This is a genomic window from Roseateles saccharophilus, from assembly GCF_004342485.1.
GTDB classification, from domain to species: Bacteria; Pseudomonadota; Gammaproteobacteria; order Burkholderiales; family Burkholderiaceae_C; genus Pelomonas; species Pelomonas saccharophila.
The window spans coordinates 1-16,102 of the sequence record NZ_SMBU01000017.1; the positions used below are offsets into that span (position 1 = coordinate 1).

The window sequence follows — 16,102 nt, forward strand, 5'->3', positions numbered from 1 at the left end:
TCATGACGGCGCTGCCGTTCGCCTTGTAGCGCAACAACACCATCGTTTCTTCGCGAACGCCGGGCGCGGTCATGGGCCTGGGATGCTCTCAAGAACGAACCGCACCGAGCTCGATGCCTTCCTGCACGACAGACGCCCAACGCGCCGCCAACCTCTCCAGCAAGGGAACTTCGAGACACTGATCGCCTGATCAGCCGGCTTGGAACGACTCGAAGCAACTACCTATCACGATGATCCCGCACCGACATGCGCTGGCGCCGATTCAACGGCTGCTATCCGGAAATCGTTCCGCCCCGCGCGTTTCGCTGCGTAGAGCAGGCTGTCTGCCAGCTTGATCAGCTGCGCGCTATCGACATCAGGCTGGCCGGCATAGACCGCCACGCCGATGCTTGTCGTGATGCTGACTGTGCCGCTCTCGAGAATGAACGGGGCTCGCATCGCCTCGACGAGATTCCGTGGAATCGCCGAAGCGTCGGTCTCCGCCGCCAATCCTTCGACGATGACGGCAAATTCGTCGCCACCAGGGCGTGCAATGATGTCGTTGGCACGCAAGCTCTTGATGAGCCGCCCTGCGAAGCCCCGCAACAGCATGTCCCCGACCTGATGGCCCAGCGTGTCATTGACCTGCTTGAAGCCATCAACGTCCAGCATCATCAGCGCCATCATGCCCTTGGTTTCCCGGCTGCGCTCGAAGACCATCTTCCCGCGTTGCAAGAGACCGGACCGATTGAGCAGGCCTGTCAGGCTGTCCAGTTGACTCAGCTCGATAAGCCGGCGCTCTTCCAGCTTCTGGCGGGTCGTGTCCAGGACGATGGCGACGAAGCCGGATACCGTGCCGTCATCGGAAGTTTGGGGTACATATGTCGCCCGGTAGCAGCGATAGCCTTCCTGCGTCGTGATCTCGCTGTCGAAGCTCAGCGTCTCGCCGGCCAATGCGCGAGTGATGTAGTGGGCGACCTGACCATACGCGCCATCGCCGAGAACTTCCCGCACCGTTTTGCCGAGAAGTTCGGCGCGCGGCATGCCAAACGTGGCCTCGTAGGCAGGATTGACAAATCGATAGCGCTCCTCGTTGTCGATGAATGACACCCGCATGGGGATGCGGTCAGTGACACTCTGCAGCCTGTGCTCGCTCTGACGAAGCGCCTGCTCCGTGAGTTTGCGCTTCGTGATATTGCGCGACGAGGCGAACAGGTAACGCTCCCCGTCCCAGTCGATGGGGCCGACGCTGACCTCCACGTCAAAGCTGGTGCCGTCCTTTCTCCGGTGCCGGGTCTCGAAGGTGGTCGGCAGCCTGTTCTCGAGCCTGGCTTGGACGACGAACTCCACCCGCTCGGGCTGCAGGTCCGCGTCCCAATCACTGATTCGCTTTCCGATCAACTCGTCCCGTGAGTAGCCGAGCATTTGGCAGAACGAATCGCTCACCTCGACGAGTCTTCCATGGACGTCGATGATGTGCGTGCCGTCGCTCGAATTGCGCAGGAACATGGCGGTCTTGCGGCTCTCCCGCTCAAGCTGCTCCGTGCGGTCCCGAATGACCGTCTCGGTCCGTTCCGTGTAGCCGGTGGACAAGAGCAGAAGCGCGCCCAGCAAGCCGGTGCCGAAGAGGCATCCCGCCAGCAACATCAGGCTCTGCCAGCTCTTGTGTTCGGCGAGGTATCGGCCGGTCGGCGTCGCGGCGAGCTGATAGGTTCGCCCTCCGAAATGCAACTCCCGAGAGCGCGAATTGGCGCTGATCGGCGCGTCAGCCTGCCCGAAGACGGTCATGTGTTCGGCCAGATCGTCGACATGGAGGTCGAGGGCCGCCGCCTCCGAGGGCAGGCTCTTGCTTACGAAGTCTCCCAGGCGAAGTACGGACAACACCAGGTCCGGGCACTCGCTGTCGGCTTGGACAGCCCGGACCAGGATGAGCCCCTTCTGCTTGTGCTGTTCCTGGACCAGTTCGATGGGAGAACTGGCGACCGCCTGCCCGCTCTTCAAGGCCAGGACGACCGCTTCGCGCCTCACAGCGTTGGATGCCAGATCGAATCCGACGGCGGCTTGATTGCCGGCCAAGGGTTCAACATAGGCGACAGGGAAGTACCGATCCCGCCGGGCCGACCGCACCAGCGTCCCGGCGGCCGTGCGATCCTTGATCTGGAAGCCGGGCATATCCCGCGCCTCGCGGGCCTCGAAAGCGGCGCGCGCCGCGTCGTTCACGCAGGGCACCCATTCCACGGCGGCGACTTCAGGGGTTTTGGCGAGCGTGGTACTCGCAAAGCGGCGAAATTCGTCTCGAGTCACCTCGCCACGGGCGGCGTGAGACATGAACGCCGCCAATTCCTCGACAACGAACTCCTGGCCTGCAAGATGGGTTTGCAATTCGTCGGCGGTTCGCTCCGTCGCCAGCTGGAATTCCTTTAGCGATTGTTCTTGCTCCCACCCGACAGTCTTCAGATAGACCGCCACGCACAAGCCGATGCTGATCAGGACGGGCAGGCCAACTGCCAAGCGACGCCGCCGCCAGAGTGGTCGTGGATGGCCGATGAAGAGCAGCGTCAGCGGCAGGCAAAGCACGACCCCCAGGGTGTCGCCGATCCACCAAGTCAACCAATCCGGCCCCAGAGCTTGAACGCTTTCCGCGCCGACGAAGAGCAACGCCGCGAGCGACAACGAGGCACTGGTCAAACAGACGATGGGGGCGCCGAGCAAGAACAGCAGCACGGAGGACGCGGTGTCGAAACGCGAGTCGCTATCCAAAAACCTGCGCAGGCCAAGCCTTCCCACCACGACCTGCGCCGTCGATCCCATGGCGATCGACAAGGGCGCGGCGATGTCCAGCCCAATCGGTTGGCCACGTGACAAGTCGAGCCAGGCATTGAGCAACAAGGACCCGAAAAACACGCCCGGCAAGACTCGCAGGCCGTAAGCCAGGACGAATGCGAGAGCGATTCCGGCAGGAGGAAAGATCGCAGACGCATAGCTGGGCGGAAGCGCAAGCAACAGAGCCACCCGGCCACTGATGGCGTAAACGAGGGCAAGGAGTACGGCATGGCCCACCGACCAGGAGCGGGGCAGTGGCTCATTCATTTGGCTAAGGTGCAGATTGACGGTTGATTTTTTTAAAAAATGCCGGCGCAGTGTCGCCCGTGATGTGACCAACCCGTGCCTGAAACCAGACAGGGTCATCCAACAACATCTCATGACCTTGGCTGATGCTCATATTTTTGACGATGCTCTTGATGGTGTCAGCGGGTCGTGGGGCGGGCAAGCTGCTCGAGCAGCTGGGGCGGCGCCACGCCGCAATCGAGCGCCCTCCAAAAAGGCAAACCCGAAGCCAAACGGCAACCGTTGATCGATGGAGTTTGAGGTTGACCCGAAATGCCTACACAGTGCCTACATGGCTCGCACAAAGCAAAAAGCCAACCCCGAAGAGTTGGCTTAAGTGCTTGATTTATTTGGTAGGCCGTATTGGACTTGAACCAATGACCAAAGGATTATGAGTCCTCTGCTCTGACCAACTGAGCTAACGGCCCCCGGAGGGAAGGCGCGGATTCTAGTCAGCGCTGGTTCAACGTTGAGAAAGCGCCTGCCCCACCATGCGCGAGGTGATGTCGACGATCTGGATCATGCGGTCGTAGGCCATGCGCGTCGGGCCGATGACGCCCAGCGTGCCGACGACCTGGCCGTCGACCTCGTAGGGCGCGCTGACGATGGACAGTTCCTCGTAGGGCACGACCTGGCTTTCGCCGCCGATGTAGATGCGCACGCCCTCGGCGCGGCTGGAAGTGTCGAGCAGGCGCATCAGCTGGGTCTTCTGCTCGAACAGGTCGAACAGGCGGCGCAGTGACCCCAAGTCGTGGCTGAAGTCCTGCACGGTCAGCAGGTTGCGCTCGCCGGAGACGACGACCTGGTCGTCCTGCTGGGCCATGGCCTCGGTGCCGACCTGCACGGCCACGCTCATCAGGCCGGCGATCTCGCCACGCAGCGCATCCACTTCCGAACGCAGGCGCTCGCGCACGGCCTCCAGCGTCAGGCCCGCATAGCCGGCGTTGAGGCGGTTGCTGGCCTCGGCCAACTCGGCCTGGCTCAGGTCCTGGGGCGTGAAGATGACGCGGTTCTGCACGTCGCCGTCGGGCGACACGAGGATGACGAGCACGCGGCGCTCGCCCAGGCGCAGGAACTCGATGTGATGGAAGACGCTGGGCTTCTTGGGCGCCGTGACGACACCGACGAAGTTGGACAGGCTGGACAGCAGTTGGGCCGCGCTGGCGATGACGCGCTGCGGCTGGTCGGGCTGCAGCGGCACCGCATCGACGCTGACCAGGCTGGGCTGGGCCGTCAGCATGGTGTCGACGAAGAGGCGGTAGCCGCGCGCCGTCGGGATGCGGCCGGCGCTGGTGTGGGGGCTGGCGATGAGGCCGAGCTCTTCCAGGTCGGCCATCACATTGCGGATGGTCGCGGGGCTGAGCTCCAGGCCCGAGGCCTTGGACAGCGTGCGCGAGCCCACCGGCTGGCCGTCGGCGATATAGCGTTCGACCAGGGTTTTCAGCAGGGATTTGGATCGCTCGTCGAGCATGGAGCAATCTTATGTCTTGCGTGCCAGACCGCCCGAGCGGAGCGAGTAGCTCTGGCACCAACTGATCAAAACTTGCGTGCCGGACCGCCCGAGCGCAGCGAGTAGCTCTGGCGCCGACTGACTCTGAAACACCCCCGTTTCTCCTGGGAGAGGCGATACCCCTGTGGTGTAATTTGCCGCATGGCCAAGCGCTTCAGACATGTCGCCATCGTGGGCAAGCATCAGGCGCCTGGCATCAAGCCGGTGCTGCAGGAGATTGCCCAGTTTTTGTGCGGCCAGGGCCTGGATGTCTCGCTGGACTCCGACACCGCGCTGAACACCGGCCTAACCGACTACGACGCGCTGTCCCATGACGAGCTCGGCCGCGTCTGCGACCTGGCCGTGGTCGTCGGCGGCGACGGCACGATGCTGGGCTTCGCCCGCGAGATGGCGCCCTATGGCATCCCGCTGCTGGGCATCAACCAGGGGCGGCTGGGCTTCATCACCGACATCCCGACCGAGCGCTGGCGCGAATCGCTGGCGCCGGTGCTGGCCGGAGACTACGAGGTCGAGTCGCGCGCAATGCTGGAAGGTGCCGTGCTGCGCGACGGCGAAGCCATCTTCACGGGCCTGGCGCTCAACGATGTCGTCGTCAGCCGCGGCGCGACGGCCGGCATGGTGGAGCTGAAGATCGAGGTCGGCGAGCAGTTCGTCGCCAATATGCGAGCCGACGGCCTCATCGTCGCCTCGCCCACCGGCTCCACCGCCTATGCGCTGTCGGCCGGCGGGCCGCTGCTGCACCCCAGCATCGCGGGCTGGCTGCTGGTGCCCATCGCGCCGCACACCCTGTCCAACCGGCCCATCGTGCTGCCCGACAGCGGCGAGGTGCGCATGGAGATCGTCGCCGGCCGCGACGCGTCGGTGAACTTCGACATGCAGAGCCTCGCCAGCCTGCTGCACGGCGACACCATCACCGTGCGCCGCAGCCAGCACCAGGTGCGCTTCCTGCACCCCAAGGGCTGGAGCTATTACGCGACGCTGCGTCGCAAGCTCCGCTGGTACCTCTGATCCTTTGTAGACCATGCTGCGGCACCTCAGCCTCAAGGACTTCGTCATCGTCCCGGTCCTCGAACTCGATTTCGAGGCCGGCTTTGCAGTGCTGACCGGCGAGACCGGCGCCGGCAAGTCCATCCTCATCGATGCGCTGCAGCTGGCCCTGGGCGGCCGCGGCGACGCCGGCGTCGTGCGCGAGGGCGCGGCCCGGGCCGAGATCTGCGCCGAGTTCGACACGCCGGCCCATCTGCGCGGCTGGCTGGACGAGGCGGGCTTCGAGCCCGACGACGCGCTGCTGCTGCGCCGCGTCATCGACGCCGCCGGAAAAAGCCGGGCCTGGATCAACGGCGGCGCCGCCACGCTGACCCAGCTGCGCGAGCTGGCCGACCATCTGCTGGACATCCACGGCCAGCATGCCTGGCAGGGCCTGACCCGCCCGGCCGCCGTGCGCGAGCTGCTGGACGGTTTCGCCGGCCTCGACAGCGCGCCGCTGGCCCGCGCCCACGCGGCCTGGAAGCAGGCCGCCGATACGCTGCAGAAGGCCCGCGGCCTGCAGGCCGAGGCTCAGCGCGAACGCGAGCGCCTGGCCTGGCAGATCGGCGAGCTGGACGGCCTCGCGCCGGCCGAAGGCGAGTGGGCGGAGCTGAACGCCGAGCACGAGCGCCTGTCGCACGGCCAGTCGTTGATCGACGCGGCCAAGTCGGCGCTGAACGCGCTGGACGATGCCGAGCCCAGCGCCCAGTCGCTGGCCGGGCAGGCGCTGGACCTGCTCGAACGCGTGCTCGACTTTGATGCCCGCCTGCTGCCCGCCGTGCAGGCCCTGCGCGACGCGCAGGCCCAGCTGCAGGACGCCAGCCACACGCTGGCCACCTATCTGCACAAGACCGACCTCGACCCCGACCGCCTGGCCGAGCTGGACGAGCGCGTGTCGGCCTGGATGACGCTGGCGCGCCGCTACCGCCGCCAACCGCAGGATCTGCCGGCCCTGCTGGCGCAGTGGCGGGCCGAACTCGCGGCACTGGACGCCGCCAGCGACCCGGCCCGGCTCGAAGCCGCGCTGGCCGCCACGCGCCAGGCCTTCGACGCCGAGGCGCAGGCCGCCAGCCGCGCCCGCAAGAAGGCCGCGCCGCAGCTGGCCGCGGCCGTCACGGCCGCGATGCAGCAGCTCGGCATGGCCGGCGGCCGCTTCGACATCGCGCTGCAGCCGGCCGACGGGCCGCAAAGCTACGGAGCCGAGTCCGCCGAGTTCCTCGTCGCCGGCCACGCCGGCAGCACGCCGCGGCCGCTGGCCAAGGTGGCCTCGGGCGGCGAGCTGTCGCGCATCGCGCTGGCCATCGCCGTGACGAGCAGCCAGGCCGCATCGGCCCAGTCGCCCGGCACGCTGATCTTCGACGAGATCGATGTCGGCATCGGCGGCGCCGTGGCCGAGACCGTGGGCCGGCTGATGAAGCAGCTGGGACGTGAACGCCAGGTCATGGCCGTCACCCACCTGCCCCAGGTCGCCGCCTGCGCGGACCGCCACCTCGTCGTCGCCAAGAGCTCGGCCGGTGGCGCCACGGCCAGCAGCGTCTCACCCGTGGCCGGCGAGGCCCGCGTGGCCGAGATCGCCCGCATGCTGGGCGGCGAGCACCTGTCCTCCACCAGCCTCGCCCATGCCGAGGAGATGCTGGCCGCGTCTGCCACGACGAGCAAGCCGAAGAAGGCCAGATCGTGAGCGCAGCGCCGGACCGCCCCAAGCAAGCTCGCTCCCGCTTGGCGGGAGTGAGCCCGGACACGGGATGCCCAGTGGGCATCCCGTGCCTGGCGAACGCCTGGCCGCGCCGTCGGCCGGGCAAGGCCGTAGGCCGAAGGGTGCACCAATGACCGTGGAGCATGAACTGCAGGGCGACGTCGTGCTGCTGACCGGCATGTCCGGCGGCGGCAAGTCCGTGGCCATGCACGCGCTGGAGGATGCCGGCTATTTCTGCGTCGACAACCTGCCCGCCGAGCTGCTGCTGGACTTCCTGAGCCTGGAGCAGCAGCGCGGCGAGCGCCGCGTTGCCATCGCCGTGGACGTGCGCAGCGCCGGCTCGCTGCCGCTGATGCTGCCGTTGCTGAAGGACCTGCGCGGCCAGGGCGTGGCCGTGCGCTCCATCTTCCTGGACGCGAACAACGACGCGCTGGTGCGCCGCTTCTCCGAGACCCGCCGCCCCCACCCGCTGCGCATGGACCGCGACACCAGCTTCGGCAGCCTGGAGGCCGGCGCCGAGGACGGCCACCGCGTGCTGCTGGAGGCCATCCAGCTGGAACGCGAGCTGCTGGGCGGGCTGAAGGCCGAGTCCACCGTCATCGACACCAGCCAGCTGCGCCCTGCCCAGCTGCGCGCCTGGCTGGCCGACCTCGTCGGCCCCAATGCCGGCAGCAAGCTGACGCTGGTGTTCGAGAGCTTCGCCTTCAAGCACGGCGTGCCCAGCGATGCCGACTTCGTCTTCGACGTGCGCGTGCTGCCCAACCCCTACTACGACCGCGAGCTGCGCCCGCTCACCGGCCGCGACGCGCCCGTGGCGGCCTACCTCGCGGCCCAGCCCGAGGTCGGGCTGATGATGGGCCAGATCGCCGGTTTCCTGTCTCGTTGGTTGCCCAACTTCGCGGCCGACCAGCGCAGCTATCTGACCGTGGCCATAGGCTGCACCGGTGGCCAGCACCGCTCGGTCTACCTCGTCGAGATGCTGGTGCGCCAGTTCAGCCACCACGGCCATGTGCTCAAGCGTCACCGCGAGCTCGACGCAAGATAGAAGAAAAGTTCTAGACCAATGGTTCTAGAACGCTTATGCTGAACAGCATGAACGCAAGAACCGCCTTCACGGCGCGGCCCACCGCTGCCGAGCTGGACCTGCTGCAGGTGCTCTGGCGCCTCGGCCCTGCCGATGCCAAGACCGTGCACGAGGCCCTGCTGCCCGGGCGCCCCGACGCCACCTATGCCACCGTGCTGCGCCAGCTGCAGGTGATGCACGGCAAGGGCCTGCTCGACCGTGACGAGAGCCTGCGCCCGCAGCGCTATGCACCGGTGCAGGCCCAGGACAAGCTGCAGCAGTCCCTCGTCAAGGACTTCATCGCCAAGGCCTTCGCGGGCTCGGGCAAGGCCCTGGTGCTGGCGGCCCTGAAGAACCACGTCAGCGCCAAGGAGCGCGCTAAAATCCGCCAGCTGCTGGCGAAGAACGGAGAGCAGCCATGAGCCTCGACATCGCAATGAATGCCTGGGGCTGGGCCCTGTTGAACTTCGTCTGGCAGGGCGCCATCGTCGGCGGCGTGGCCCTGCTGCTGCTGACGCTGCTGCGTGGCGCGCCGGCCCGCTGGCGCTACGCGGTCAGTGCGCTGAGCCTGCTGCTTTGCTTGGGCCTGCCGCTGGCACAGTGCCTGGACCTGGCCACACCCACCGAGGGCGATTTCACGACCGAGCTGGAGCCACTGGCCGAGCAGATGCCGGCCCTCGTCACCGCCTGGGCGCTGGGCACGGCACTGATGCTCGGCCGCCTGGGCCTGGGCCTGGCCTGGGTGGCACGCGCACGCCGCCGCAGCACCGCCGCACCCGCCGAATGGCAGGAGCGGCTGGACGGCCTGGCCCGCGGCCTCGGCCTGCGCCGCAAGGTGACGCTGCGCCTGCTGCCCGAGCTGGACGGCCCGATCGCGCTCGGCATGCTCAGGCCTTGCGTGCTGCTGCCCGCCGCGCTGCTGAGCCGCCTGCCGGTCGGCCTGCTCGAAGCCCTGCTGGCCCACGAACTGGCCCATGTGCGGCGCTGGGACTACCTCGCCAACCTGCTGCAAAGCGTCGTCGAGGCCCTGCTGTTCTTCCACCCGGTGGTGTGGTGGCTGTCGGCCCGCATGCGCGCCGAGCGCGAGCTGGTGGCGGACCAGATCTCGGCCGAGCTGCTGGGCGACTCGCGCCGCATGGCCCAGGCCCTGCATGCACTCAGCGAATTGCAGCCCCGGCCGCTGCCCACGGTCGCACTGGCGGCGCGTGGCGGCGAGCTGCTGCGCCGTGTCGAGCGCCTGCTGGCGCCCCGGCCCCAGGCCACCGGCTGGAAGCTGGCGCTGCCGGCCCTGCTGATCGCGGCGACCAGCTTCGTCGTGCAGGCCAAGAGCCGCAGCGCGCCCGACACGCCGGCGCCCGCCGCGCAGGCCCAGGCCGCGGTACCCGCCACGCCCGCCGAGGCACAGCAGGCCCCGCAACTGCGCCTGCCGGTCAATGCCAAGCATGTGGTCGTCATCGACGACGCGACGGGCAAGGTGCTGATGGCCCGCGACGCCGACGCCGTCGTGCCCATCGCCTCGCTCACCAAGCTGCTGACGGCCATGGTCGTGCTGGACGCCAGGCTGGACCCGAACGAGAAGCTGCGCATCACCAACGACGATGTCGACACCCTCAAGCACAGCCGCTCACGGGTGCGCGTCGGCACGCAGATGAGCCGCCAGGCCGCGCTGGAGATGGCGCTGATGGAGTCCGAGAACCGCGCCGCCTTCGCGCTGGCCCGCACCTTCCCCGGCGGCGACGCCGGCTTCGAGAAGGCCATGCACGCCAAGATCCGCGCGCTGGGCCTGAGCCGCACGTCCATCACCGACCCGACCGGCCTGTCGCCGGCCAACACCTCGACGGCCACCGAGATGGCCGCCATCACCGCCGCCGCGGCGCACTACGGCGAGATCGAGCGCATCACCAGCGTCAAGAAGACCACCGTGCCGGTCGACGGCCGCAGCCGCGAGCTGCACAACACCAACCGCCTGGTAGGCGCCAAGGGTTGGAACATCCTGCTCTCCAAGACCGGCTACACCGAGGAGGCCGGCCGCTGCCTGGCGATGCGCATGATGAACGGCAAGCGCCCGGTCACCGTCGTGCTGCTGGATGCCGACGGCTCGGCCCAGCGCCTGCGCGACGCGGCGCTGATCCGCAAGAGCCTGGCTCGCCAGCCCGCCTGAGATCAACTGCCCCTCGCCCAATCTCGCCGCGCTGAACGCGGGCGAGCCTGGTCGGTCTTGCAGACCGCGCTGCGGACAATGCCGCAGCTCTTCGCCAGGCACGTCGAGCCCACTGGGCTCAACGTGTCCGGGCTCAGCCCCCGGGGGGACGGCGATGCTCGCGGCATCGAGCCGCGAGCACATCGCCAGCGCGGGCCGGCTTGGGAACTGGAGTCGGACACAGGCAGTCCCTGCGGACTGCTTGTGCCTACGCAAGGCCGATGGCCTCTGGCCATTGGCAGGCCCGGCGCTCGGCCCGAAATACCTCGGCTTCATCAGCTGCGGGTGGCGCACAGCACCATGGAAAACTGAAACGGAGCCTCCCATGCAAAGACGCCAGCTGCTCGTGGCGGGCGGCGCCCTGTGCGCTGCCCGGCCCGGCCATGCCCTGGACTTCGCCCCGCCGCGCGCGCCCGCGCGGATGCGCGCCGACATCGACCGCATCATCGACATTGCCGTCGGCATCCGCCCCTTCCGCGCGCAGGGGCCGCGCATCGAGGCGCAGCGCCTGCACGGCAAAACCGTGGTGCACCACTACGGCCACGGCGGCAGCGGCTGGTCGCTGTCCTGGGGCTCGGCCCAGCGTGCGTTGGCCCTGGTCCAGGCCAGCGGCGCGCAGCCCGGCCAGCGCATCGCCGTCATCGGCTGCGGCGCCATCGGCCTGACCACGGCGCGCACCGCCCAGCAGGCCGGCTACAAGGTGCGCCTCTATGCCAAGGACCGCCCGCCCCGCGTGCACTCCTCGGCCGCGACCGGGCTGTGGACGCCGGACTCGCGCATCGTCACCAGCGAGCACGCCAGCGAGGTCTGGTCGGCCGGCTGGGAGGCGATGGCGCGGGCGTCGTTCAAGATGCACCAGAGCTATCTCGGCCTGCCCTCGGGGCCGGTGGAATGGCATGACGGCTACGTCGTCGCCGACGAGGGCTTCGACACGCCCTTGCCCCGCCACGCGGGCGAGCCGGACTACCCCGACATCGCCTCGCGCATCGCCGACCTGCGCCCGCGCGGCGCGGCGCTGGCCGCGGGCGAGCACCCCTTCGCCAAGCCCCATGTGCGCCGGTTCACGCAGCTGGTCTTCAACATCCCGGCCTACCAGCGCCTGCTGCTGGACGACTTCGCACGCGACGGCGGCGAGATCGTGCAGCGCGAACTGTTGAGCCCGAGGGACTTTGCCCGCCTGCCGGAGCGACTGGTCGTCAACTGCGCCGGCGACGGTGCCCGCAAGCTGCTGGGCGACAACAGCCTCACGCCGGTGCGCGGCCAGACGGCGCGGCTGATCCCGCAGCCCGAAGTGGACTATGCGCTGATCTACCGCGCCCACAACCTCGTCGTCCTGCCGCGCCGCGACGGCCTGCTTGTCGCGGCCATGGGCGAGGATGATTTCGGCAACGACGACCTGCGGCCCGACCGGGCCCAGTCCGAGGCCGCCGTGCAGCGCCTGGCCGGCCTGTTCTAAAAGGTCTCCCAGTCGCCCTCGGCCTCGCTGGGCGCGGCGGCAACCTTGGGGGCCGGCAGCGGCGCGGCCGGCGCGGGCAGAGGTGCGCGTGGCGCCGGCGCGGCCTTGGCCACTGGCTTCGCCACCGCCGGCTTGGGTGAGGCCAGCGGCTTGCTGGCGGCCGCAGGCCTGGGCGATGCCACCGGCCGCGGCGCGGCAGGCTTGGGCGCGGCGCCACGCATACCGGCGGCCGAGCCCGCATCGACGCGGAAGACCGCCACCGCCTCGGTCAGCCGGGTGGTCTGCTGCCGCATGCTCTCGGCCGCGGCGGCGGTCTGTTCGACGAGGGCGGCGTTCTGCTGCGTGGCCTGGTCGAGCTGGCTGACGGCCTGGTTGATCTGGGTCACGCCCTCGCTCTGCTCGCGGCTGGACACGGTGATCTCGCCGACCAGGTCGGTCACCTTGCGCACCTCGTTGACCATCTGGCCGATGGTCTCGCGCGCCGACAGCACCTGGGCGCTGCCGCTCTCGACCTTGCCGACGCTGTCGCCGATCAGGCTCTTGATCTCCTTGGCCGCCTCGGCGCTGCGCTGCGCCAGCAGCCTCACCTCGCCGGCCACGACGGCGAAGCCGCGCCCCTGCTCGCCGGCCCGCGCCGCCTCGACGGCCGCGTTCAGCGCCAGGATATTGGTCTGAAAGGCAATGCCGTCGATGGTGCCGATGATGTCGGAGATCTTGCGGCTGGAGGCCGAGATCGCGTCCATCGTCGTGACCACCTCGCCAACGGCCGTGCCGCCGGCGCCGGCCACCTCGGAAGCATGGTTGGCGAGCTGGTCGGCCTGGCGGGCGTTGTCGGCATTGGCCCGGATCTGCGCGGCCATCTCCTCCACCGACGCCGCCGTCTGCTGCAGGCTGGAGGCCTGGCTTTCGGTGCGCGCCGACAGGTCGGCATTGCCCTGGGCGATCTCGGCCGCCGCGACATTGATCTGGTCGCAGCCCTGGCGCACGCCCGACACCATGCGGGCAAGGCTCTGCGTCATCTCGTCCAGATTGCCCAGCAGCTGGCCGAGCTCGTCGCGCGAGTCGGCGTGCAGGCGCACCGTCAGGTCGCCGGAGGCCACGGCACGCACCGCCTCCGAAGCCTTGACCACCGGCCCCGTGATCGAGCGCGTGATGAGCAGTGCCGCACCGGCCCCGACGAGCAGGGCCGCCAGCGAGGCGCTCGCAAAGATCCACAGTACCCGACCATAGGCGGCCGATGCGGCGTCGGTGGCAGCGCCGGCGAGCTTCTCGTTGTGGTCCCACCATTTCTCGACGTTGTCGCGCACCGGCGCAAAGGCCGCACGCGCCGGGCCGAAGGTCAGGTCGCGCGCCGCCGTGGCCTGGGTCGGGTCCGCAAGGCCTTCATCCGAGGCCTTGATCACCTTGTCCTGTACCGCGAAATAAGCCGCCGCACCGGCGGCCACCTGCTTCAGCAACGCCCCGTCCTGGTCATCGCCTATCAGCAGGTCGTAGTCCTTGACGCGCTGCGCGAGGTTGGAGCGCGCCTTGGCGATGCGCTCGGCAAGCGACTTCTTCTCCTTGTCGTCGTCGGTCAGGATGTACTGCTGCTCGAGCCGGCGCGAGTCCGACAGGTCGACGTGGATCCGGTGGATGACGCGCAGCGAGGGCAGGACGCTCTCCGGGTAGAACATCGCGTGGCTGTTGATCGACTTCGCCAGCATCGCGCCGACGCCGGCCATCGCCAGCAACAGGGCCAGCAGCAGTGCGAAAGCCAGGCCGAGGCGCGTCCCGACGCGCAGATTCTTCAGGGTGTCCAAGGCTGTCCCCTCTTCATCGTTGTGCCGGGGACTTTGCCCGTTTAGCCACGGGCAGGCAATGCGCAGGCGGGGCGCTGTCCGCGTCCTGTCAGCTTTGCGCTGCGTCGGTCTCGCTGAGCAGCAGCGCCAGCAGCACGGCCGTGCCCACCGGCATGAAGATGACCACGGCGACGAACCAGGGCCAGAAGCTGCGCCCCGTGCGCCGCACCAGCTGCATCATGAAGACGCAGTGCATCGCGCCGGCCACGACCAGGCCCAGGGCCATGATGACGAGGCGGCCCACCGGGGGCTCGGCCTCCTGGGCGCCGCTGACGAGCTGCCACAGGCACAGCCCACCCACGAGCAGGGTGATCAGCGCGTATTCGATGCCACTCTTGATTTGGGCTTGCATGGCTCGGCTCTCTCTCTCAGCTTTCGTCGATCAGTTTCTTCAGCGGCGCGGGAAGCGCGTAACTCGCGAGTTTCTCCCGGGCGACCCAGGTACCGCCATGCGTCATACCCTCGGGTGCCCGGGCGCGCAGCGTGTGCAGCACCCAGTCGAAGTGGGTCAGCGCATGCTCGATGCGCGGCAGCGTCTCCAGGCACGCATCCGGCAGTGCCGCGCGCGCGCCCGCCTCGTCGTCGAACATCGGCAGTGTCCACAGCCCGGCCCAGACGCCAGTGGCGGGCCGCTGCTGCAGCAAGACCTGGCCCCCGGGGCCCTCGACCCACAGCCACCAGTTCTCGCGCCGGCCGCGCCTGAGCTTCTTCGTCTTGACGGGCCAGCGCGTCGGGTCGCCGGCCTGCTGGGCGCGGCACAGCGGCTGCACGGGGCAGCGCGCGCAGTCGGGCGAGCGCGCCGTGCAGACGGTGGCACCCAGGTCCATCAGGCCCTGGGTGTAGCGGTCGACGTCCCGCTCAGGCAGCAGCTCGGTGGCATGGGCCCAGAGCGTCTTCTCGGCCGCGCTGCTGGCGAGGTCGCCGTCGAAGGCCAGCACGCGGCCGAGCACGCGCTTCACATTGCCGTCGAGGATGGCCACGCGCTCGCCGAAGCAGAAGGCCGCGATGGCCGCGGCGGTGGAGCGGCCTATGCCCGGCAGCGTCTGCAGGCCGGCCGCCGTGGGCGGGAACTCGCCGCCGTGCAGCTCGGCCACGGCCCGCGCACAGGAATGCAGATTGCGCGCACGGCTGTAGTAGCCCAGGCCCGCCCACTGTGCGAGCACCTCGTCCAGCGTGGCCGCGGCCAGGTCGGTGACGCGCGGCCAGCGCTCGAGGAAGCGCTCGTAGTAGCCCAGCACGGTCGTGACCTGGGTCTGCTGCAGCATGACCTCGGACAGCCAGACGCGATAGGGGTCGCGCGTGTTCTGCCACGGCAGCGTGTTGCGGCCGTGGCGGCGTTGCCAGGCGACCACCGTCTTGCCGAAATCGGCGATCAACGCTTCTGGCATGACGGGCAGAAAAAGGTCGAACGCTGCCCCTGCACGATGCGCCGGATGGCCGTGCCGCAACGCCGGCACGGCTCGCCCTCGCGGCCATAGACCTGGGCCTGCATTTGGAAACTGCCGGCCACGCCATGGGCGTCGCGGAAGTCGCGCAGCGTGGTGCCGCCGGCTTCTAGCGCCTGGCCCAGCACCGTGCGGACGGCCAGCGCCAGCTTGTCGGCGCGCGGCCGGCTGAGCTTGCCCGCGGGCAGGCGCGGGTCGACGCCGGCCATGAAGAGGGCCTCGCAGGCGTAGATGTTGCCCGCGCCGACGACGATGTCGCCAGCCAGCAGGGCCTGCTTGATGGACACGCGCCGGCCGCTGAGCGCCGCGTGCAGGTGGGCGCCGTCGAAGCGTTCGTCGAAGGGCTCCAGGCCCAGGCCGCCGAGCAGCGTCGCCACCGGCTCGGCATCCAGCGCCGCTGCCCAGACGACGGCGCCGAAGCGGCGCGGGTCGGTCAGGCGGAGCAGGCCGCGGTCGGTGTGCAGGTCGAAATGGTCGTGCGCGCCGGGGGCGGGCGTCGTGTCCAAAAAGGCCAGCGAGCCCGACATGCCCAGGTGCATCAGCAATCCACCTGCCTCAGCGAGCGGAAGCCACAAATATTTACCCCGCCTTTGCACGGCGCCGACGCGGGCACCGAGCAGGGTTTCAGGGTCCACGCCCATGGGCCAGCGCAGCGGTTTTCCCAGACGCAGGCCGGTCACCCGGGCCCCGTGGATGGCGGCGGCAAAGCTGCGGCGCGTGACTTCGACTTCAGGTAACTCGGGCATTGGACGGAAATCATAATCAGACCCTGTTTGCCGGA

At 68.9% G+C, this 16,102-nt stretch carries 13 protein-coding genes and 1 tRNA gene; 7 read left to right on the plus strand and 7 right to left on the minus strand.

Translation table 11 applies throughout. The annotated features are described in order from the left end of the window. Positions 1-190 (plus strand): hypothetical protein (locus EV671_RS27020; protein ID WP_207911168.1); only part of this gene is annotated, 190 nt, incomplete at its 5' end. A 35-nt stretch (positions 191-225) separates the two neighbouring features. Here EV671_RS27020 and EV671_RS14715 read toward each other — a convergent pair. The 3 genes from EV671_RS14715 to hrcA form a co-directional block, all read right to left on the minus strand. After that, positions 226-3,168, minus strand: coding sequence for a sensor domain-containing diguanylate cyclase (locus EV671_RS14715; RefSeq protein WP_165917580.1), 2,943 nt, complete (start codon positions 3,166-3,168; stop codon positions 226-228). A gap of 270 nt (positions 3,169-3,438) precedes the next feature. Further along, a tRNA-Ile gene (locus tag EV671_RS14720) sits at positions 3,439-3,515 on the minus strand. 35 nt (positions 3,516-3,550) lie between these two features. Further along, positions 3,551-4,558, minus strand: a complete 1,008-nt coding sequence (hrcA, locus tag EV671_RS14725) for a heat-inducible transcriptional repressor HrcA (RefSeq protein ID WP_132572977.1) — start codon at positions 4,556-4,558, stop codon at positions 3,551-3,553. Positions 4,559-4,738: 180 nt separating this feature from the next. Here hrcA and EV671_RS14730 point away from each other — a divergent pair, with 180 nt between their 5' ends. From EV671_RS14730 to EV671_RS14755, 6 genes are all read left to right on the plus strand, one after another. Beyond that, positions 4,739-5,605, plus strand: coding sequence for an NAD kinase (locus EV671_RS14730; RefSeq protein ID WP_132572980.1), 867 nt, complete (start codon positions 4,739-4,741; stop codon positions 5,603-5,605). 13 nt (positions 5,606-5,618) lie between these two features. Further along, the gene (gene recN, locus EV671_RS14735) at positions 5,619-7,304 is read left to right on the plus strand and encodes a DNA repair protein RecN (protein ID WP_132572983.1); all 1,686 of its coding nucleotides are present in this window, start codon (positions 5,619-5,621) and stop codon (positions 7,302-7,304) included. A gap of 145 nt (positions 7,305-7,449) precedes the next feature. Continuing rightward, positions 7,450-8,364: an RNase adapter RapZ gene (rapZ, locus tag EV671_RS14740; RefSeq protein WP_132572986.1), complete on the plus strand. Its 915-nt coding sequence runs from the start codon at positions 7,450-7,452 to the stop codon at positions 8,362-8,364. 47 nt (positions 8,365-8,411) lie between these two features. Continuing rightward, positions 8,412-8,804 carry a BlaI/MecI/CopY family transcriptional regulator gene (locus EV671_RS14745; protein ID WP_243655738.1) on the plus strand — a complete coding sequence of 131 codons (393 nt, stop codon included), beginning with the start codon at positions 8,412-8,414 and terminating at the stop codon, positions 8,802-8,804. Beyond that, positions 8,801-10,543 carry a M56 family metallopeptidase gene (locus EV671_RS14750; RefSeq protein ID WP_132572991.1) on the plus strand — a complete coding sequence of 581 codons (1,743 nt, stop codon included), beginning with the start codon at positions 8,801-8,803 and terminating at the stop codon, positions 10,541-10,543. The genes EV671_RS14745 and EV671_RS14750 overlap by 4 nt, the downstream gene beginning before the upstream one ends. Positions 10,544-10,907: 364 nt before the next feature. Next, positions 10,908-12,038 carry an FAD-dependent oxidoreductase gene (locus EV671_RS14755; protein ID WP_132572994.1) on the plus strand — a complete coding sequence of 377 codons (1,131 nt, stop codon included), beginning with the start codon at positions 10,908-10,910 and terminating at the stop codon, positions 12,036-12,038. On the opposite strand, the gene EV671_RS27775 is transcribed toward EV671_RS14755, so the two are convergent. The 4 genes from EV671_RS27775 to mutM form a co-directional block, all read right to left on the minus strand. Next, positions 12,035-13,837: a methyl-accepting chemotaxis protein gene (locus tag EV671_RS27775; protein WP_132572997.1), complete on the minus strand. Its 1,803-nt coding sequence runs from the start codon at positions 13,835-13,837 to the stop codon at positions 12,035-12,037. The genes EV671_RS14755 and EV671_RS27775 overlap by 4 nt on opposite strands. Positions 13,838-13,925: 88 nt before the next feature. Continuing rightward, entirely contained in the window at positions 13,926-14,228 is a 303-nt protein-coding gene (locus EV671_RS14765; protein ID WP_132573000.1) for a hypothetical protein, read from the minus strand. A 16-nt stretch (positions 14,229-14,244) separates the two neighbouring features. Continuing rightward, a complete protein-coding gene (mutY, locus tag EV671_RS14770; RefSeq protein ID WP_132573003.1) occupies positions 14,245-15,264 on the minus strand; it encodes an A/G-specific adenine glycosylase in 1,020 nt (339 codons plus the stop codon). Next, positions 15,249-16,067: a bifunctional DNA-formamidopyrimidine glycosylase/DNA-(apurinic or apyrimidinic site) lyase gene (gene mutM, locus EV671_RS14775; protein ID WP_132573006.1), complete on the minus strand. Its 819-nt coding sequence runs from the start codon at positions 16,065-16,067 to the stop codon at positions 15,249-15,251. The genes mutY and mutM overlap by 16 nt, the downstream gene beginning before the upstream one ends. Positions 16,068-16,102 lie beyond the last annotated feature (35 nt).